Here is an 18,064-nt window from a genome sequence, read left to right on the forward strand (position 1 = left end):
CTACCGCTCGTCGGCGCCCGCGGTCAGGTCCTCGATCGCGCCCTTGTCGCGCATCTGGCCTGCGGTGCGGCGCGGTCGTGCGTTGGGGTCGCGTGCCGGAATGGTCTGCGGCGCGGCACGACGACGCGGTGCCTCGGTGCTCGCCGCGGCAGGCTGGGCGGGTCGTTGTGGAGCGGGCTGCGCCGGTCGGGTTCGCGGTGCAGGACGCGTGGGTGCGGCAGCGGGAGCTGCGGCTGATCGCGTCGCCGCTGCGGGACGACGCTGCGGGGCGCGGGAGTCCGGAGCCTGCTGCGCAGCGGTCCGGGCTGCGTCCGGGCGCGATGCAGTCCTGGTCGTGTTCGCCGGGGCGGATGCCGGGATCTTCTCGGTCGGCGCGCGCCGGGTGGCCGCCGTTCGCTTCTCGGGTGCGGTTTTCGCGGTCCCGGTCTTCGTCGCAGCGGCGGTGCGAGGCGTGGCACTGGCCGCCGCGGCCTTCTTCGCGCCGGTGCCCTTCGTCGACGCGCCCTTGGTCGATGCGCTCTTGGTGGCCGCAGTCTTAGTTGTAGAGGTCTTGGTAGTCGCAGCGGTCCGCTTGGCAGCGGTCTTGGTCGAAGCGGTCTTGGCCGAAGCGGGCTTCTTCGCGGCGGCCGGTTTCCTGCCGACGGCCTTGCCGAACAGGGCCTGTCCGCTGGGCCGGGCGAAGAACCACCGCGCGATGACCACCGCCAGGGTCATCAGGAACGCGAGCAGAATCCACGGAAAGCTGGTGGCGATGGGCAGGACGACCTTCAGGACGATGTCCCGCATCCCTTTCGCGCCGTCGGATCGCAGGGTGTACAGCGTGACCACGCCGACGATGAAGGCGATGAGCGGCGGCTGCGCCGCCGCAGTGAACAACGCACGCTGGCGGACGAAGAGCGCCGCCAGCAGGCAGCCGATCAGGTAGCAGACCTTGAACGCGCGACCGAGGGACGACGACGAATCGGCGGCGATCAGGGCGCCGATCGTCGTGGCTCCGACAGCGATCAGGACAGCGCCCCACCAGGGCACGCCCCGGACATTGGGCAGGACGGACCGCTCGTCGGCGGGCACGGCTGGGCCGGCTTGCAAGCGCGAAAACACAATTAAACGGTACCGTTAACTCGGTCGATCGCCGTGATCCGAAGCCGTGAGTTTCCTGAAACTATCTGATCGGTGATATTGATCTCACCACCGAGTCGACCGGCTGCAGGCCCTCTGTGACGCGCACCGACCGATCCGCCGGGCCGGACAGTGCTTCGAGGTCGGAGAGCTTGCGCGCGGTCACGCCGAGTCGACTGTCGACAGCACCGACGGTCGCGTTGTACGACTCGACCGCCCGTCGCAGGGACGCACCGGTCTTCTCCAGGTGCCCCAGAACCTGGTCGATGCGCTGGTAGAGCTGGCGGCCCAACGCGTGGATCGTCTCGGCGTCTTCGGCCAGCGCGAACTGTCGCCAGCCCAGCGCCACGGTGCGCAGGAGCGCGATCAAGGTGCTGGGGGTCGCGAGGACGACGTCCCGCGAGAAGGCGTAGTCGAGTAGCCCGGGGTCGCCGCGCAGTGCGGACTCCAGCACCCCGTCGCCGGGTAGGAAGAGCACGACGAACTCCGGCGACACGGGCTGAGCCGACCAATAGGCCTTCGCGGACAGCACGTTGACGTGGGCGCGGACCGCCTGCGAGTGCCGCGCGAGCAGATCGCGATTGTCGGCGGTGCCGCCCGAGGCCGACTCCAGGTACGCCTGGAGGGGCACCTTCGCGTCGACGACGATGCGGCGCCCGCCCGCCAGCTGGACCACCAGGTCGGGACGCACCGCGCGTTCGGCGTCGGACTGGCCCTGCACCTGCGTCGCGAAGTCGCAGTGCCGCGACATTCCGGAGAGCTCGACGACGCGCTCCAGCTGGACCTCGCCCCACCGGCCGCGAACATGCGGCGCATGGAGCGCGCCCGCGAGCTGGCTCGTCTGCTGATGCAGGCGCTGCGACGTCGCGTGCACACCTCGCATCTGCTCGGCGAGCCCGGCGTAGGCGTGCGCGCGCCCCGCCTCGCTCCGGCGCAGTTCCTCGGACAGCCGGCCCAGCGTGTCACGCAGGGGGCCGACCACCAGGTCGACCTCGGCACCGACGGACGGTCCGCGGGAGGCACCTTGCTGGTCCGGCTGACGGGAGGCCGACGCGCCGCGTGCGTACCACCCGAGGATCGCGCCGACGACGAGGCAGATGGGCCCGATGATCGCTGCTGGTGTCATGCCGCCATCATTGCGCGGACCTACGACATTTCCGGGCGATCATCCGGTGGCCTCGAGCGATGACGCTTCGAGGGACCGGGCTTCGCGATCAAGGAGCGCCCGCTTCAGGTCGAGTCCGTAGCGGAAGCCGCCGAGACCGCCATCAGCGCGGATCACGCGATGACAGGGGACGAACAGAGCGGCCGCGTTGCGCACGCAGCAGGCTGCGGCGCCTCGCACGGCAGCCGGACGGCCGGCCCGTTCCGCGAGCCGGCCATAGGTGACGGGCTCTCCCGCGCGCACTCCGCGCAGCGCCGACCAGGACGCTTCGACGAACGGTCCGGCAGCCTGCCGGACCGTGACGGCGGCCGGTGCGTCGAAATCGCCCGCGTAGTACGCGCCCACGGCGTCGGCGAGTGCATCGCACGATTGCCTGTGCAGTTCGTCGCGTCGGAGAGACGGCGCGATGAGGCCGGCGAGATACTCGGGCGAGTCGGTCCAGCCGGAGGCGTAGACGACGGCGTCCTCGTCGAAGAGCATCGTGAACGGCCCGTCGACGGTGGTGACGGTGGTCCAGTTCAGGGCTGGTGCGGGCGTTGCGGTCATCGTGGGCCTCCTGGGCGGCGTCGCGTCGGGACGACGATCCCGGCAGGTCCGGAACCGTCTACTGAGTTGGACGCGCGGGAGTCGAGCCGGGTTCCACGGTTGTCCACAGGTGGGACCCGAACAGTGCCGCTGGATAGGGTGGCGCCGTGGGATTCTTCAGCAGGAAGACCGAGCCGGGGCCCGTCGTCGACCCGACCGGGCCATTCGCGTTCGGAGTGGAGGACGTCTTCTCGATCACCGGCCGGGGACTGATGTTCACCGGATCAGTCGAGTCCGGCGCCGTCGTTCGCGGTGCCGATGCTGAGCTGGTGTTCGGCGACCGTGTCCTTCCGGTGCGGATCGGCCGATTGGAGAGCCGGAAGCGTCGCAAGCCGCAGGCCCTGAACGCCGGGTACGTCGGCGCGATCGGACTCGACGGTCTCGACAAGGATGACCTCCCGAGGAGGTTTCACGGTGAACACGTCATTCTCGACACGGCAGCGTTGCGCGGCGGCGTGATCAGATCGCCGGCCGGTGGCGCGCCGCCCGAAACCGGTTCGGCCTGACTCGAACCGGCACGGAACGCACGTTCGCGGGATGACCCCATCACTCCGCGGTCGCGCTGGACCGACGATCGATGAGGTCGGCGGCGCGGGCGTATCCGCCGCGGATCATCTCGATATACCCGGACTGCTCCGGCGGTGCGTCGTCGAACGCGCCCAAATGGGCGCGACCGAGCTCGAGCTGAGCTGCGGCCTGGTCGAAACGGCGAGCACGTCGATAGCCGTCCGCGACGTTCAGATACAGCGACGGCAGAAAGCTCTCGACCGTGAGTCCGGGCTGGATCGCGGCCAGGGCATCGTCGGTGAGCTGGGCGGACTCGGCGAGCGCGAGCTCATCCCATGCGATTTCGTCGTCGACTGAGGCCTGCTGGTCTGCGGCGTAGTGTGCGACGATGCACCGACCCGCGTGGTCGTCCGCGGGCAGTGCGCTCCACAGGCGATCGAGTGCGGCGGCGCGGCTGCCGGCGGCGAGGCCCAGTGCAGTGGTCAATTCGCTGATCAGATCGGTCATGCGCGCAATCTAGCGCCGAGGTACGACAGTCTGCGGATCACGCGCGCCGTGCGCCGCGAATGTCGCACCCGTGTGTGAAGATTGGCCCGTGAGCGACCATGAGGACGATTCTTCGCAGGGGGCCGACGCCGCGACGATCGGGGGAGATGCCGGTGACAGGGCTGCGGACACCGCCACCACTGACGACGCGTCCGAGGAACGACTGATCGATCCGGTGACGGGCAGGCCGTACCCGACGCGCAGTCGGGTTTTCCTGACCGGACTGCGATCGACCTCGGTCGTGTCGATGCAGATGTTGCTCGTGATGGCGTTCCTGTTCGCGCTGTTCTGGGTGCTGTCCAAATTCTGGGTGATCCTGCTCCCGGTGATTCTCGGCATCGTCGTGGCGACGGTGCTCTGGCCGCCGGTCCGCTGGCTGCTGTCCAAGCGTGTGCCGCCCGCGGCGGCGACCTTCGTCGTGTTGCTGGCGGCGATCGCGGTGATCGGCGGCGTGGTCGCTCTCATCGTCCCGTCGGTCGTCGACCAGGCGCCGCAGTTGGCCGACCGTGCCGTCGACGGCGTGAAACGAGTGCAGGACTGGATTCAGGGGCCGCCGCTCAACGTCGGCGATGACCAGCTGACCTCGCTGGTGAACGAGATCACCAGCAAGCTGCAGAAGAGTGCGAGCACGATCGCGACCGGCGTCTTCAACGGCGTAGGTGTCGCGACCTCGGCGCTGATCACGTTGTTCACCACTGTCGTCTTGCTCTTCTTCTTCCTCAAGGACGGCCCGAAGTTCCTGCCGTGGCTCGACCGCACGATGGGCAAGGAGGGTGCGGTCCACGTCAGCGAGATCCTGCGACGCATGTGGGAGACGCTCGGCGGCTTCATCCGCACTCAGGCCATCGTCAGCTTCGTCGACGCCGCGCTGATCGGTATCGGACTGCTGATCCTGGACGTGCCGTTGGCCGGTGTGCTGATCGTCATCACCTTCATGGGCGGCTTCATCCCGATCGTCGGTGCCTTCGTCGCCGGCGCGCTCGCAGTCCTCATCGCGCTGGTCTCGAACGGGCTCACCTCGGCGCTGATCGTCCTGGGCATCATCCTCGCCGTCCAGCAGTTGGAGGGCAACGTCCTCTCGCCGTGGCTGCAGGCGAAGTCGATGAACCTGCACGCGGTGATCGTGCTGCTGTCGGTGACGTTGGGTGGCAGTCTGTTCGGCATCACCGGCGCCTTCCTCGCGGTCCCCGCGGCTTCCTGCCTGGCGGTCGCGCTGCGGTACATCCTGGAGCAGATCGGGATCGCGGCGGGCGAGGAGATCGAGGCGGAGAACGAGGCCGCGCGAGTGGCACAGGGCGATCGGCGCAAGCGCAGGCGCGGGCCGGGTAGGTCGAGCGCGCAAACGCAGATAGACTGACCACCCGTGAGTCTTACCCTTGGAATCGTCGGTCTGCCCAACGTCGGAAAGTCGACGCTCTTCAACGCTCTGACCCGAAACGACGTGCTCGCAGCGAACTACCCGTTCGCCACCATCGAGCCCAACGTCGGCGTCGTCGAACTGCCCGATGCCCGACTCGACCGGCTCGCCGAGATCTTCGGCAGTGAGCGCATCCTGCCCGCCGTCGTCTCGTTCGTCGACATCGCGGGCATCGTCAAGGGCGCCTCCGAGGGCGAGGGGATGGGCAACCAGTTCCTGGCGAACATCCGCGAGGCCGACGCCATCTGCCAGGTGGTCCGCGTGTTCGCCGACGACGACGTGGTGCACGTCGACGGTCGCGTCGATCCGCGCGCCGACATCGAGGTCATCGAGACCGAGCTGATCCTCGCCGACATGCAGACCCTCGAGAAGGCCATCCCGCGCCTCGAGAAGGAAGCGAAGAAGAACAAGGATCAGGCCGAGATCCTGGACGCCGCGAAGAAGGCGCAGGCCGTGCTCGACAGCGGCAAGACCCTGTTCTCGGCGAAGGACACCTTCGACCTGTCGTCCGTCCGCGAGCTGCATCTGCTGACCGCGAAGCCGTTCCTCTACGTCTTCAACGCCGACGAGTCCGTCCTCACCGACGACGCTCGGAAGCAGGAACTGCGCGACGCCGTCGCTCCCGCCGACAGCGTGTTCCTCGACGCCAAGGTGGAGAGCGAGCTCCTCGAGCTCGACGAGGAGGACGCTCAGGAACTGCTCGACTCGATCGGCCAGGACGAGCCCGGTCTTCGCCAGCTCGCCCGTGCCGGCTTCCACACCCTCGGCCTGCAGACCTACCTCACGGCTGGCCCGAAGGAAGCCCGTGCGTGGACCATCCGCCAGGGCGACACCGCGCCGAAGGCCGCGGGCGTCATCCACACCGACTTCGAGAAGGGCTTCATCAAGGCGGAGATCGTCTCCTTCACCGACCTCGATGAGAACGGATCGATGAACGCGGCCAAGGCCGCGGGCAAGGTCCGCATGGAGGGCAAGGAGTACGTGATGGTGGACGGCGACGTCGTGGAGTTCCGGTTCAATGTCTGACCCGACATCTGGTGTGCAGCAGTAGCTGAGATGGAGTTCTGCGCTGCTTCTGACGGCAGTTTCATTGGCAGGTGGTCTCGTGACGGCGTGGTTGGGGTGCCGTGATCTCTCCATCCGCGGGCGCCTGGAGACCTCGAAGCAGTTTGTGACCTTGTGTGCGACAGCTCACGGCGTCCGGCGGATGGCGTTGGAGCGGATCCCCGGGTGCCCTTCACATCGGGACGTGATCGGCTGATTAGCCGTTTCAAAGATGCGAGCTGCGCGGCATGAGGTGATCGAGTTCCGTTCGGCTCGGCAGTCTCGAACGAGAATGGGAGTCCAGTACGGCGCTCGGAGGAGATCGCGTCACTATCTCACGCCGTCGCCTGACCCAACTCGAACCGCCGGGTACTGAGCGTTGACGGATGATCGCGATCGGACTCACCGGTTCTACGATCACAGAGCGGCCTGCGGTCAACTGTGCCGCGGGATGTGCGACGTCGGCTTGGAGATCGGATCTGTGGGCGTGAACTCAGGGTCGTTCTGCGCGACGCCAAAAAACAATGTTGTCCTGCCAGGCCGCGAAACCGGCATCGCTGAGTGATCTCAGAAGGCCATTCATTGCTTTGTCGCGTTGTGGCCCGTCGGGGTAGGGACCTCCGCTTTCCTCCTGGGGTTCCGGTTCGGTCACGACGAAGCAGTCGTTAATCTGAAGGCGAAGCTCTCGGATTAGTCGGTCGATCAACTCGCCGAGAAGGCCTCGCCGTCGGAACTCGGGCGCGATCCAGACCCGGTCGAGGAGCACGACGTCTTCGATCCAGGAGTCGTCCTGGTCCTTCAGTAATTGGGCCGCGACGTAGCCGATGTGCGACGAGTCGGCGCTGATCTCATCCGCCGCGTCTGCGACGTCTTCGTCAAGCACGCGCCAGCCGATCCATCCGGTGAGTGTGCCCACGGTCTGATCGTCGTCGTAGATGAAGAAGCATGCGTTGAATCGGTTGAGCACGCCAGCGTCGTCCTCAGAGGCGTGGATATGGATGTCCAATCCGAAATCAACGGCTGGATCGACGTACTCAGTCTGCGGATTCATGTCGCCAGGCTAGCGGTACCCTATGACATCTGACTCGCTGCTGCAGTTCCTGCGGTTCCTCGCGTAGCCGTAAAAGGTATCGCTAAGATTCCGTGTTCGGTAGCGTAAATATTCCGTAAACGGTAGCGTAGAACTCGTGGAGTACCTGGACCGGACCGTGGACAGCGAACTGGATGAATTGCTTCCTGTCGCACCCGCGATTGCGCTCGACGGTCCCAAAGGTGTCGGCAAGACTGACACCGCGCGTCGCCGTGCGACTACTGCGCTGTACCTCGACGATCCGGCGCAGCGTGAGGTCGTCGGAGCAGATTTCGCGCTCTCGTCATTGTCGAGCGGCACTGTCCTGATCGATGAGTGGCAGAAGCTCCCTCAGGTCTGGGACTCTGTGAGACGACAGGTCGATGCCGGAGCCCCACCCGGCCGCTTCGTGCTCACAGGTTCCGCGACTCCAAAGGACACTGCGGGTACGCACAGTGGCGCAGGGCGAATCCTCTCGTTGCGGATGCGTCCGATGGGTTTGCACGAGCGCGGAGTTGTGGATCCCACAGTTTCGCTAGTGGGTCTCCTGAATGGGACAGCGGAGGTCGCGGGGCGAACGGAGTTCGCGATCAGCGAGTATGCGGACGCGATTGTCGGTGGCGGCTTTCCGGGGATCATGACTGCGACGCCGAGACTCCGCCGAAGTCTGCTCGACGCCTATCTGCAACGAGTCGTAGACCGCGACCTTCCCGACTTGGGCTTCACTGTTCGCAGGCCCGAGACGCTGCGACGGTGGATGGCAGCGTACGCAGCAGCGTCGTCGACGACGACCGCGTATTCAAGGCTGCTCGACGCCGCGACCGGCGGCGACGGCACTCAGCCGGCAAAGACCACCACGATCGCCTATCGCGACCACCTGAGTCAGCTGTGGTTGCTGGACCCGATCCCGGGGTGGTTGCCGGCGAACAATGCGATCAGCCGACTTCAGCAGGCCCCGAAACATCAGCTCGCCGATCCTGCGCTGGCCGCGCGACTGTTGAGGCTCTCGGCGGACTCGCTGCTAGGGTCAGTCGGGGCGCACATGGCCGGACCGCTCTTCGAATCGCTTGTGGCGCTGGGTGTGCGGGTGATGGCGCAGGCCGCGGAAGCGCGTGTGAGTCATCTTCGCCTCCTCGGAGGCGACCGCGAGGTCGATTTAATCGTCGAAGGCGTTGACGGCCGAATCGTGGGCGTCGAGGTCAAGCTTTCACCCGAAGTGACCGCGCGAGACGTCCGTCATCTCGTGTGGCTGCGCGATCGTTTGCCGGATCGAGTGGCCGATCTCGTCGTGGTGACGACCGGCACTACTGCCTATCGGCGATCCGACGGCGTCGCAGTGGTGCCGCTCGCCCTGTTGGGGCCGTGATCCGGCGGGTGCTGCTTTTCAGATGTGTATCCGCTGCGGAAGGTCGTCGAGTTCCGGTTCAACGTGTGATCATGCAGACGGTGCGACTGCGGGGCGAATGGTTCGGTGAGTCGGCGTTCCATCTCACCATGGGATGGTCCTGCCGGCGTAATCGAGGAACGCCAGGCCGCGAGCGCCGGTCTGCCCTTCGATGACGTCGGCGAGACCCGTGGTGCTCTGCTCGACGGTGAGGGTGGCGTCGGAACCGCCGAGCTCGGTTCGTACCCATCCAGGTGCGAGGAGCAGGAGCGTGTGCAGCGAATCGGGGTGGCGCGTGGCGTAGCTGCGCATCAGCTGGTTCAGTGCCGACTTGCTCGCGCGATACACCTCCCACCCGGTCACGCGGGTGTTGTTCGCGATGCTGCCCTGGCCCGACGAGGTGATCGCGAGGGTTCCGGTCGGCGCGGCCAGGTCCTGGAATCGTTCGATGAAGCGCATCGGACTCAGTGCGTTCGTGATCATCAGGTGCTGGAACGTCTCGGTGCTCACCTCGGCCATCGTCTCCCAGCGATCATGGGTCACGCCGGCGTTGACGAGGATCAGGTCGAAGGCGGCTCGCGCGAGCCTCTCGTGCAGCTCGCTCACCTGATCGTCGATATTTATGTCGACCCGCTCCCGATGCAGGTGTTCATCGAAGCGCTGAGCGAGGTCGGCGAGGCCGCTGTCGTCCGCGCGGCGGCTGGTCGCCGTGACGTGCCACCCGCGCTCGAGCAGCCTCTCGGCCAGCCCCAGACCGATCCCTCGTGAGGCCCCGATGATCAGCGCGCGCCTATCTGTCATGTAGCTCATCGTCTCACCTGTCCGTCATGGGCTGCAGGACCTGCGCTGCGAACTCGCGCAGCGTCGTCGGCGTCGCGTTGTGCGGGGCGCGGACCGCCGCGTTGCGGCGACGTCGTGGAGTTCCGATTTAACGTCTAGCGTTATTAGCGCAGCGCGTTGCACGCTGGTCGTTTGATCAGATCGTTCGGCAGCAAGGAGACCGAACGGCTGTGGCGTCGTGAGCGTGCGGCCGATAGATCCGAGGATCCATCGGGTCGCGGTGCGCAAGCTTCGTCAGGTGGGATCGGCGGAATCCATCGAGGACCTACGAGTCCCGCCAGGTAACCGGCTAGAGGCCCTCAAGGGCGATCGCGCCGGGCAGCACAGCATCAGGATCAACGACCAGTGGCGGATCTGTTTCACTGGACGCCGGAACGGAGGAGATGGAGATCGTTGACTACCACTGACAAGATCGCCCCGATCCACCCGGGAGAGATCCTCATGGAGGATTTCATCGAGGGCTTCGGGATCACGCAGAACAAGCTCACCGTGTCGATCGGGGTACCGCCACGGCGGATCAACGAGATCGTGCACGGTAAGCGGGGGATCACGGCGGACACCGCGCTGCGACTCGCGAAGTACTTCGGTACGTCGGCGGAGTTCTGGCTCAATCTGCAGAGCCACTACGATCTGGACAGGGCTGCTGATCGGGCTGGGGAGCAGATCGCGTCCATCACCCCTTGCAGATCGCGTGACAGACAGTCCGGATCGCTGAGGATCCGGTGCGGACCGCATCGACGCCGTTCACCCAGTCCGGCTTCCGTTTGCGTCCGATGCGGGGTCGCCGTCGGAACGCGGTCCTGACGGTGGAGCGACAACGCGCCCGCATAAACTTGTGCGGGTGAGTGACGATGCACTGCCGCCGTGCCCGGAATGCGGCGAGGCCTACACGTACGAGCAAGGTGCACTGCTGGTGTGCGCGATGTGCGGCCACGAGTGGTCCGGGAGCGACGGGGCCTCGGACGGCCCGGAGGCGGCGGGCGGGATCACGGACGCCGTGGGCAACCTCCTCGCCGACGGCGACACCGTGTCCATCACCAAGACCGTCAAAGTGAAGGGCGGTGGCGGCGGAGTGATCAAGGTGGGGACCAAGGTCCGCGGCATCCGTCTCATCTCCGACGGCGTCGGTGACCACGACATCGACGCCAACGTTCCCGGCTTCGGGCGGATGCAGCTCAAGTCGAGCGTCGTCAAGAAGGTCGCGCCCTGACACCCGAGGGTGCCACGGCAGAGATCGTGCTGAGCGGACGGCTCATCTGTGCTGACGACGAGCAGCTCGCGGTGGTCGAGACGCACCTCGCGCGCCACATCGAGCTGACACGTGCAGAGCCCGGGTGCCTCGAATTCTCTGTGGTGCCGACCGACGACCCCCTGGTGTGGCGGGTCGACGAGCGCTTCGTCGACCCGCGTGCATTCGATGCTCATCAGCGCCGAGTCGAAGAGAGCGAATGGGGCCGGGCGACCGCTGCGATCGAGCGTGACTACACGATCCGACCCGCTGATTGAGCAGTCGTCGTCCTGCTCCGGACCGTCGGTGGATTCCGTCGGGCCCCGCTTCACGGATGCCGACGGCGCCCGACAGAATCGGACCTCGATAGTCGGGCGCATATCCCACGATCGAACCGCCGTTCTCCCTCGCGCGTGGCCGATCCGCTGTGTCTCCGGCTGCGACTCGCGTGCGGCGAACTCCGCTCGCCGCCGGCCGTGGATGACAGGATCGACATCGTGGCTTCGATTCAGACCCTGAGCGACTCGGAACGGCGGACTGTCGCGCGGTGGGCACTGGCCTGTGCGGAGCACGTGCTTCCGCTCTTCTCCGCGGACACGGCAGCCGAGGAGGCGATCAGCGACGCGATCGCGCGGACTCGCGCCTACAGCGCAGGGGAGGGCAGAACCGCGGACGAGATCGCCAAGCGTTTCGTCGCGGGAAAGGCGGCGCGGGCGGCGACCACCCCGGCCGGTGCCGCGGCGGCGCGGTCGGTGGCACAGGCATCGGCAGTGGCCCACATGGGTGCCCACGCGCTGGGTGCGGCCGCGTACGCGGCGAAGGCGGTGTCGTTGGCGCACAAGGATCGTCCGGACCTGGTCGAGAAGGAAGTGCGATGGCAGCTCGACCAACTGACCGAACCCGAGCGCGTCGCACTGCGTCGCCTGCCGCCGCTCGGGAACGACTCGTCCGGTCCGCTCGCGCCTGGGCTCCTCTCGCAGGGGGTGCTGGGTACGACGATCCGCGAGATCCAAGCGCAGCTGTAAGCGGTCGATGACGTGCGGCGCGCGGGCGACGTACGGTTGTGGCACTCGAGCCCGGCAGACGCGCCGGATCGCTGGGAGGACACATGGCTCACCCGCAGAAGAAGATCCGCCGGCTGTTCGAATTGATCGAACCGATCGCCACCGTCAGCTTCTCGGCGGAGGTGGACCGCGCGTTTCGCGAGGTCGGAATGCGCAACTTCTGGGATGCCTACTTCGCGGGACGGGCGGCTGCGCTGGGTACGGCACCGGCCGAGGTCGTGGACGCGGCGTTCTACAACTTCGCCGACGGCGAGGTCGCCCGCCACATTCCGTGGGTGTGGGGTCGGATCAGCCCCGCGGACGCGATCGTGCTGCGCGAGCGAGTGAGCGCGGAAGTATTGCGCGACAAGCTCGACGACTTCGACGACCTCGGCGGCGTCGACCTGCCACGGATCGCGGAACTGGCCACACGCGCAGCGATCAGCGCGCCCACCGATGGACGGGTGCTCTACGCCGGGCTCCGATCGCTGGCCGTGCCCGACGAACCTGTCGCGAAGCTCTGGCACGCCACGACCCTGTTGCGCGAGCACCGGGGAGACGGCCACATCGCCGCACTGATGACGCACGGGATCGGGGGAATCGAGAGTCACGCCCTGTATGCGGCGTCGCTCGGGTCCACTCTCGAACGGTTCGGGCGGACCCATCACCTGCCGAGGCCGCTGCTGGCGTCGGTGACCTCAGGCCTGCAGGACCGGGGTCTGCTCGAGCGGGACGGTCGGCTGACCGAGCTCGGCCGCCGGACCCGACAGCGCGTCGAAGACCTGACCGACGAACTGGCCGCACCTCCGTACGAGGTCCTCGACACCGCCGAACTGGACGAGCTGATCGCCGGGTTGCAGCCGATCTTCGACGCGACGCACGAGGAGATCCCCATCGAGTGAGCGCGCCCCGGGTGAGTGCCGGACCGCCCGCCGTCGGAGGCCCGCTCACCGCTCGGCGTCGCCGTGCTCGGTGACCTGCTCGTGCAGCATGGCCGGCCAGAGCGCCAGTTCAGCCGGCGTCCGCGCGACGGTCAACGTCGCCGACGGCAGCAGGTCGACGAGTGCCTCTGCCGTCGACAACGGATGCCCGGCGTCGTCGACCCAGGCCAGAATCGACGTGGGTACGTCGATCCGCGCGACCTGTTCGGGCGACGGGAAGTCGCTGAGGGCGGCGCCGCGGAGCACGGACGGCAGCAGATCGGCCCGGACATCGGGCTCGGTCTCACGGGCGCCCGCGAGCGCGGGCGGCTGGGGCACGTCGCGCCCGGCGGCGATGAACGCCTCGATGCCATGGTCCTCGACCGCGTCGGCTGCGGTGCGATAGACCTCGGCCATGGCGGGTCGTGTGCCCCACGCGGTCGGCGGGATCACCAGGGTGAGCCCGGCGAAGCGGCCGGGGTCGAGGACGGCCGCGTGCAACAGAGTCCCGGTGCCCATCGACGGTCCGACGCCGTGCACCCGCTCCCCGGGGAACCAGGCGTCGAGCAGCCGGAGCAGGTCGTCGGCGAGCACCGGCCAGCGGTGGTCGTCGGGCAACGGGCGCCCGGTCGACCGCCCGTGCGCGCGAGCATCGTAACGCAGGAGCCGAGTGCCGCTGAGTCCGCGTCCGAGGTCCAGCCCGAGAGTTCGGTCGCGGGACCGGCTCGAGGTCAGACCGTGCAATTGGACCACCGGATGTCCGCGCTCGTCGCTGAACTCGACGTCGAGGTCGGCACCCGGAACGGTGAACGTCGGCATGGCTCTCCTTCGAATTGCGGTCGCCGCGATGAGGGGTAGCGTAGCCGCTCATGCGGCTCACCAACGTCGGCCACCTCCGCCTTCCGTTCGGGCGACTGTACGGGTACGACGTCGCCGTGTCCGCACCGGCCGGTGACCTGCCGGTCTCGTTCGATCAACGCAGGCATGTCGGGGCTGGTGAGCGTCCGGGCTCGTGGATGGCGCTGTCGTTCGAGCTCGCCGAGCCGATACCGCGTGACCGCCTCGCCGAGGCCTGGCTGCGGGTGATCGAGCGGCACGGAACCCTGCGCACGGTGTTCGTCGAGGGCGACGACGGCCCGCGCCTGCATGAGGTCCAGATCGGTGCCGGAGGCTGGATCGAGCATCCGATCGGGACCGGTCAGGCGGTCAACGAGGCTCTCCGGACGGTGCTCGACGCCGACTGCACGCCCTACTCGCGGCCGTCGCATCGGCTGTGCGTGCTCGAGAAGGCCGCCGGTCCTACAGTGGTCGTGGCCGCGGACCACGCGCACGTCGACATGTGGTCGATGCTGGTCGTGGCGCGCGACCTGCTCGCTGCCCTGACCGGTCCGCTCGTCGGCGAGGTGCCCGCCTTCGTCGGGCACACCCGCGCCATGGCCGACCGGCCCGCGGCCCCCGCCGACGTCCGGGCCCGATGGGCGCAGATCCTCGCCGACAGCGGCGGGGTGATGCCGCGCTTCCCGCTGCCACTGGGCGATTCGGAGCCGAGCGCCGAACGCGTCGAGGTCCGCGACGTCTTCGATGTCGACGACAGTGCCGCGTTCTCGGCGCAGGCGCGATCGGACGGCGTCTCGACGCTGTCGGCCGCGGTGTCGGTGATGACCGCGGTGACCGGAGAACTGGCGGATCGTCCGTTGCGCGCGGTGTTCCCGGTCCACAGTCGCTACGACGAGGCGTGGCACGAATCGGTCGGCTGGTTCATCACCAACTCGGTGATCGAGTCGTCGGATCCCGATCCGTCGGCCTGCGCCGACGCGGTCCGGGAGGCGGTCCGGCTCGGATCATGGCCGCTGCGAGCGATTCTCGAGCCGTGGGGCGGCGACATGCCCGAGGCTCCCGGGATGTTCGCGATCTCATGGCTCGACCTCCGCAGGCTGCCGGTGCGGATCGATTCGACGAGCATCGACGCGCAGTACGTCGGCGCCGTGATCCGGACGGACGGGGTGATGCTGTGGTTCATCCTCGACGAGGCCGGCCTGCATCTGCGGTGCCGTTATCCGGACACTCCGGAGGCCCGGGTCAATGTCGGCGGCTGGCTGGACCTGCTGGTCACGCGCTTGCAGGGGAGAGCGCGGTCGTCGGCCGGCGATGTCCTGCATATCGGCGACCGGACGTTCCGCGTCCAGCGGGCACGGCGGTCGGACGTCGCCGCGATCGTAGACCTCCTCTCCGACGACGACATCGGACGCGAACGGGAAGGCGCAGAGCTGGAGCGATACGAGGCGGCCTTCGACGTCGTGGTCCGAGATCGCGCCCACTACCTCGCCGTGGTCCGCGACGAGCAGGACCGGATCGTGGCGACGATGCAGCTCACCGTGATCCCGGGCCTCTCGCGCGGTGGCAGCACCCGGCTGCAGATCGAGGGTCTCCGCGTCGCCGAAGCCGAGCGTTCGCGCGGACTCGGTAGTGCGATGCTCGGCTGGGCGCACGCCCACGGTCGGGCGCACGGTGCCCGACTGGTTCAGGTCGCGACGGATGAGGTCCGCATCCGCGCGCGCGGCTTCTACCTGCGAGCCGGTTACCGGGCCGGACACGTCGGCCTCAAACGGGATCTCTGACCGGCTCTCCGGCATAGCTGCTGAAGGTCCATACGTGGCCTTCGGGGTCCGCGCACGAGTACTCGCGGACACCGGCGAGCGAGTCGTGGATCGGATTCAGTACGACCGCACCGGCGTTCACCGCTTTTCGGCAGTGCTCGTCGAGCTGGTCGTCGGATATCCACACGCACAGGTTCTGCGTCGTTCCGCCTAGTGCCTCGGGGCTCGACAGCCCGTAGCGATCTCCGTCGTGGTGCCTGCTCAGGAAGATCAGCCCGCTTCCGACGCGCAGTTGGGCGTGCTCGATCTCGCCGTCGTCGCCGGCGACGGAGAAGTGCCGGCCGAAGCCGAACGCGTCCTCGAGGAACGCGATCATCGCACCCGGCCGGAGGTACTTGAGCTGCGGGAACACTGTCTGATCGGGGATCTCCTGCTCGGCCATGGGCTGGAGTCTACGCAGAACGGCGGCGAATCAGCGGAGCTCTGCCGGGATCGTCGACGCTCCGACGAGTGGGACCGGCTGAATACGGTCGGGGTTCGGGGCGAGCGAGGCGAACAGGTCGTGCGGCAGCCAGGAGGTCAGGTGCTCGAGCTCCTCTGCGGGTCGAGGATACGGGTCCGCCTCGAAGAGGATTCCGGCGCGCGTCGTCGTGGTCCTGGCTCGCGGGAGCGCGGCGGCGTGATCGTCGAAAGGCCTGCCCAACCAGGTCCACCACATCGGAATCGGCGGAATACCGGTCCAGCCCTCGTGCCGGCGGACGGCGACGACGGCGGGCTCGGTCCGGCCGTCGCTCCACGATGAGCGTCCCGACCAGATATGGCCGCGCGTCACCTGAGCGGTGGCGAAGAACGCCGGCAGGGCGTCGGCGAGGTCGATGAACGTCTCGCGCAGTGCGGCCCGCCATGAGGGATCGTCGAAGACGTGGGCGTGCAGGGCCAGCGACGCCGACCAGAACTTGCTGGGGAACCGATCCGCCGGGCCGGCGCCGAGGTGCCCGCCGATCACCGGGCCGGTGCCCGCGAAGTAGATCGAGCCGGTCGCCCGCTGCCAGGTGTCTCGGAATCCCTCCGCGCCGGCCTGCTCGTACCTGCCCGGGAACGGTTCGTGTTCGCCGAAGCGGCGTGGCAGAGCTTCGGGCAGATGACGCCGGACCGTGTCGAGGTAGATTTCGGGCGTCGAGGGGGCCAGGTCGTCTCGCAGACAGAACCAGTGGAGCCCGATCTCGGAGATCCGCTCGTCCCGAAGGGGCTTGTTCACCGACCGTGATCGAGACCTGCTCCACACCTCACCGGTCTGCTGGTCGACGACGGCACCGTCCAGTTCCCGGGCGAGCAGTCGTCCGCACCGGACCGCATGCGGGATCTCGCCGGACGAGCCGCCCTCGACAAGAATGCGCCACAGGTGGCGGGCGCAGAGGACGTGCTCGGACACGTCGACGGGAACATCCTCCGATTCGACGTCGAACGGACCGTCCACGGTGAACGAGTAGGTGCCGCGCAGTCCGCGGATCACCCGGACGCTCTCCGCGTCGTCCGCAGCGAGCGTCAGTCCGGCGAGCGAGCAGACCAAGTCGGTCAGACGCCGGCGATCACCGGTCTGCCGCGTGTAGACGTCGAGATCGTAGGACATGAGCGGTCCGATTCTCTGTCGTTCGGGTGGGTCAGGTGAGGGCCTGCGCCAGACCCACGAGGATGCCCTCGGGTCCGCGCACGTAGCAGAGGCGGTAGCTGTCTTCGAACCGCACGACCTCGGTGCTGACCAGCTCGGTACCGAGCGGTCGTAGACGGTCCAGCGTCTGGTCGAGATCGTCGACGGCGAACATGGCACGCAGGTAGCCGAGGGCGTTGACCGGAGCCCTTCGGTGATCGGATACGACCTCGGGCTCGAGGAAGCGGGATAGTTCGATCCGTCCGTGGCCGTCGGGCGTGACCATCATCGCGATCTCCACGCGCTGATCGCCGAGGCCGGTCACCCGGCCCGCCCACGGCCCCTCGACGAGGGTCCGGCCGTCGAGTTCGAGTCCGAGCGCGCTGAAGAACTCGATGGCTGCGCTGAGGTCTGCGACGACGATGCCGACGTTGTCCATCCTGACGGTCACCGTCTTATTTTACCGATTCTCCGGCCGTGGACTAGTTGATGATCTCGCCGCGGTCGTCGGCGGCGATCGCCGCCAGCCGGTCCCGCATCCGCTGCAGCGACTCCGGTTCCGGGCGGGTCCAATCGGTGATCTCGCCGACCACGCGCAGCGGCTCCGCACTGCGATAGGAATGCGTCGGGTTCCCCGGAAACTTCTTGTCGGTCACGTTGGGATCGTTCTCGAAGTCGCCAGTCGGTTCGACGACGTAGACCCGCGGAGCGCCGTCGCCGGTGGCGAGTTCGGCCGCCAGCCCGGCGCCGTCGCGCAATGCGGTGAAGTAGATGTGATTCATCACGATCTCGGGCCGGTAATTGGACCGGAAGCCCGCGGTGAGAAGATCGCCGATCCCGAGATCCGCTTTCGTACCGTGGAAGAACGGCCCGTCGTCCAACGCCTGGTGCATGGCGCCAGAGTACTGACCGGACGAACCCGGTCTGACCAACGAGGACCGGCGCGGCGTCA

The 18,064-nt window shown here is 67.6% G+C and carries 21 protein-coding genes and 1 pseudogene; 11 read left to right on the forward strand and 11 right to left on the reverse strand.

The genetic code is table 11. The features are described 5' to 3' along the window. From SCNU_RS00450 to SCNU_RS00460, 3 genes are all read right to left on the reverse strand, one after another. Entirely contained in the window at positions 1–1,101 is a 1,101-nt protein-coding gene (locus SCNU_RS00450) for a DUF6542 domain-containing protein (RefSeq protein ID WP_139025682.1), read from the reverse strand. A 61-nt stretch (positions 1,102–1,162) separates the two neighbouring features. Next, positions 1,163–2,245 (reverse strand): DNA recombination protein RmuC, encoded by a 1,083-nt coding sequence (locus SCNU_RS00455; RefSeq protein WP_009677366.1) that lies wholly within the window; start codon positions 2,243–2,245, stop codon positions 1,163–1,165. Positions 2,246–2,284: 39 nt separating this feature from the next. Then, entirely contained in the window at positions 2,285–2,830 is a 546-nt protein-coding gene (locus SCNU_RS00460) for a methylated-DNA--[protein]-cysteine S-methyltransferase (RefSeq protein WP_009677367.1), read from the reverse strand. A 146-nt stretch (positions 2,831–2,976) separates the two neighbouring features. Here SCNU_RS00460 and SCNU_RS00465 point away from each other — a divergent pair, with 146 nt between their 5' ends. Continuing rightward, entirely contained in the window at positions 2,977–3,375 is a 399-nt protein-coding gene (locus SCNU_RS00465; protein WP_009677368.1) for an elongation factor Tu, read from the forward strand. A gap of 40 nt (positions 3,376–3,415) precedes the next feature. On the opposite strand, the gene SCNU_RS00470 is transcribed toward SCNU_RS00465, so the two are convergent. After that, on the reverse strand, positions 3,416–3,883 hold the full coding sequence (locus SCNU_RS00470) for a hypothetical protein (RefSeq protein ID WP_009677369.1): 468 nt from the start codon (positions 3,881–3,883) through the stop codon (positions 3,416–3,418). A gap of 88 nt (positions 3,884–3,971) precedes the next feature. Between SCNU_RS00470 and SCNU_RS00475 the strand changes: the two genes are divergently transcribed. Together SCNU_RS00475 and ychF are read left to right on the forward strand one after the other, a co-directional pair. Beyond that, positions 3,972–5,279: an AI-2E family transporter gene (locus SCNU_RS00475; RefSeq protein ID WP_009677370.1), complete on the forward strand. Its 1,308-nt coding sequence runs from the start codon at positions 3,972–3,974 to the stop codon at positions 5,277–5,279. A gap of 6 nt (positions 5,280–5,285) precedes the next feature. Then, complete coding sequence (gene ychF / locus SCNU_RS00480; RefSeq protein WP_009677371.1) at positions 5,286–6,365, forward strand: redox-regulated ATPase YchF; 1,080 nt, start codon at positions 5,286–5,288, stop codon at positions 6,363–6,365. Between the two features lie 511 nt (positions 6,366–6,876). On the opposite strand, the gene SCNU_RS00485 is transcribed toward ychF, so the two are convergent. Then, positions 6,877–7,434, reverse strand: coding sequence for a GNAT family N-acetyltransferase (locus tag SCNU_RS00485; RefSeq protein WP_009677372.1), 558 nt, complete (start codon positions 7,432–7,434; stop codon positions 6,877–6,879). Between the two features lie 136 nt (positions 7,435–7,570). Between SCNU_RS00485 and SCNU_RS00490 the strand changes: the two genes are divergently transcribed. Next, a complete protein-coding gene (locus tag SCNU_RS00490; protein ID WP_040517278.1) occupies positions 7,571–8,818 on the forward strand; it encodes an ATP-binding protein in 1,248 nt (415 codons plus the stop codon). Between the two features lie 123 nt (positions 8,819–8,941). Here SCNU_RS00490 and SCNU_RS00495 read toward each other — a convergent pair whose 3' ends face one another. Continuing rightward, positions 8,942–9,646 (reverse strand): SDR family NAD(P)-dependent oxidoreductase, encoded by a 705-nt coding sequence (locus tag SCNU_RS00495; protein ID WP_238526268.1) that lies wholly within the window; start codon positions 9,644–9,646, stop codon positions 8,942–8,944. Between the two features lie 162 nt (positions 9,647–9,808). Between SCNU_RS00495 and SCNU_RS20095 the strand changes: the two are divergent. The 6 genes and pseudogenes from SCNU_RS20095 (at position 9,809) to SCNU_RS00520 (ending at position 12,849) form a co-directional block, all read left to right on the forward strand. Further along, positions 9,809–10,083 (forward strand): annotated as a pseudogene (locus tag SCNU_RS20095) (type II toxin-antitoxin system RelE/ParE family toxin). Then, complete coding sequence (locus SCNU_RS21070; RefSeq protein WP_009677376.1) at positions 10,070–10,480, forward strand: HigA family addiction module antitoxin; 411 nt, start codon at positions 10,070–10,072, stop codon at positions 10,478–10,480. Before SCNU_RS20095 ends, SCNU_RS21070 begins: the two are co-directional and overlap by 14 nt. Positions 10,481–10,511: 31 nt before the next feature. Beyond that, entirely contained in the window at positions 10,512–10,886 is a 375-nt protein-coding gene (locus SCNU_RS00505; RefSeq protein WP_009677377.1) for a zinc ribbon domain-containing protein YjdM, read from the forward strand. A gap of 26 nt (positions 10,887–10,912) precedes the next feature. Next, positions 10,913–11,182, forward strand: coding sequence for a putative quinol monooxygenase (locus tag SCNU_RS00510; protein WP_009677378.1), 270 nt, complete (start codon positions 10,913–10,915; stop codon positions 11,180–11,182). 219 nt (positions 11,183–11,401) lie between these two features. Continuing rightward, positions 11,402–11,929: a putative immunity protein gene (locus SCNU_RS00515; RefSeq protein WP_050792731.1), complete on the forward strand. Its 528-nt coding sequence runs from the start codon at positions 11,402–11,404 to the stop codon at positions 11,927–11,929. 83 nt (positions 11,930–12,012) lie between these two features. Then, complete coding sequence (locus SCNU_RS00520) at positions 12,013–12,849, forward strand: SCO6745 family protein (protein ID WP_009677380.1); 837 nt, start codon at positions 12,013–12,015, stop codon at positions 12,847–12,849. Between the two features lie 45 nt (positions 12,850–12,894). Here SCNU_RS00520 and SCNU_RS00525 read toward each other — a convergent pair whose 3' ends face one another. Continuing rightward, the gene (locus tag SCNU_RS00525) at positions 12,895–13,686 is read right to left on the reverse strand and encodes an alpha/beta fold hydrolase (protein WP_009677381.1); all 792 of its coding nucleotides are present in this window, start codon (positions 13,684–13,686) and stop codon (positions 12,895–12,897) included. Positions 13,687–13,736: 50 nt separating this feature from the next. Here SCNU_RS00525 and SCNU_RS00530 point away from each other — a divergent pair, with 50 nt between their 5' ends. Further along, the gene (locus SCNU_RS00530) at positions 13,737–15,485 is read left to right on the forward strand and encodes a GNAT family N-acetyltransferase (RefSeq protein WP_009677382.1); all 1,749 of its coding nucleotides are present in this window, start codon (positions 13,737–13,739) and stop codon (positions 15,483–15,485) included. Here the strand turns inward: SCNU_RS00530 and SCNU_RS00535 are convergent. From SCNU_RS00535 to arr, 4 genes are read right to left on the reverse strand one after another with little or no spacing between them, the layout of a single operon-like run. Continuing rightward, on the reverse strand, positions 15,469–15,906 hold the full coding sequence (locus SCNU_RS00535) for a VOC family protein (protein WP_009677383.1): 438 nt from the start codon (positions 15,904–15,906) through the stop codon (positions 15,469–15,471). The genes SCNU_RS00530 and SCNU_RS00535 overlap by 17 nt on opposite strands. 30 nt (positions 15,907–15,936) lie before the next feature. After that, positions 15,937–17,094: a hypothetical protein gene (locus SCNU_RS00540; RefSeq protein ID WP_009677384.1), complete on the reverse strand. Its 1,158-nt coding sequence runs from the start codon at positions 17,092–17,094 to the stop codon at positions 15,937–15,939. Positions 17,095–17,125: 31 nt separating this feature from the next. Further along, positions 17,126–17,551: a VOC family protein gene (locus SCNU_RS00545; protein ID WP_009677385.1), complete on the reverse strand. Its 426-nt coding sequence runs from the start codon at positions 17,549–17,551 to the stop codon at positions 17,126–17,128. Between the two features lie 43 nt (positions 17,552–17,594). Beyond that, positions 17,595–18,005 carry an NAD(+)--rifampin ADP-ribosyltransferase gene (arr, locus tag SCNU_RS00550; protein ID WP_040517280.1) on the reverse strand — a complete coding sequence of 137 codons (411 nt, stop codon included), beginning with the start codon at positions 18,003–18,005 and terminating at the stop codon, positions 17,595–17,597. Positions 18,006–18,064: the final 59 nt, after the last annotated feature.

The sequence above is a fragment of the Gordonia neofelifaecis NRRL B-59395 genome (genome assembly GCF_000192435.1).
Classification (GTDB): domain Bacteria; phylum Actinomycetota; class Actinomycetes; order Mycobacteriales; family Mycobacteriaceae; genus Gordonia; species Gordonia neofelifaecis.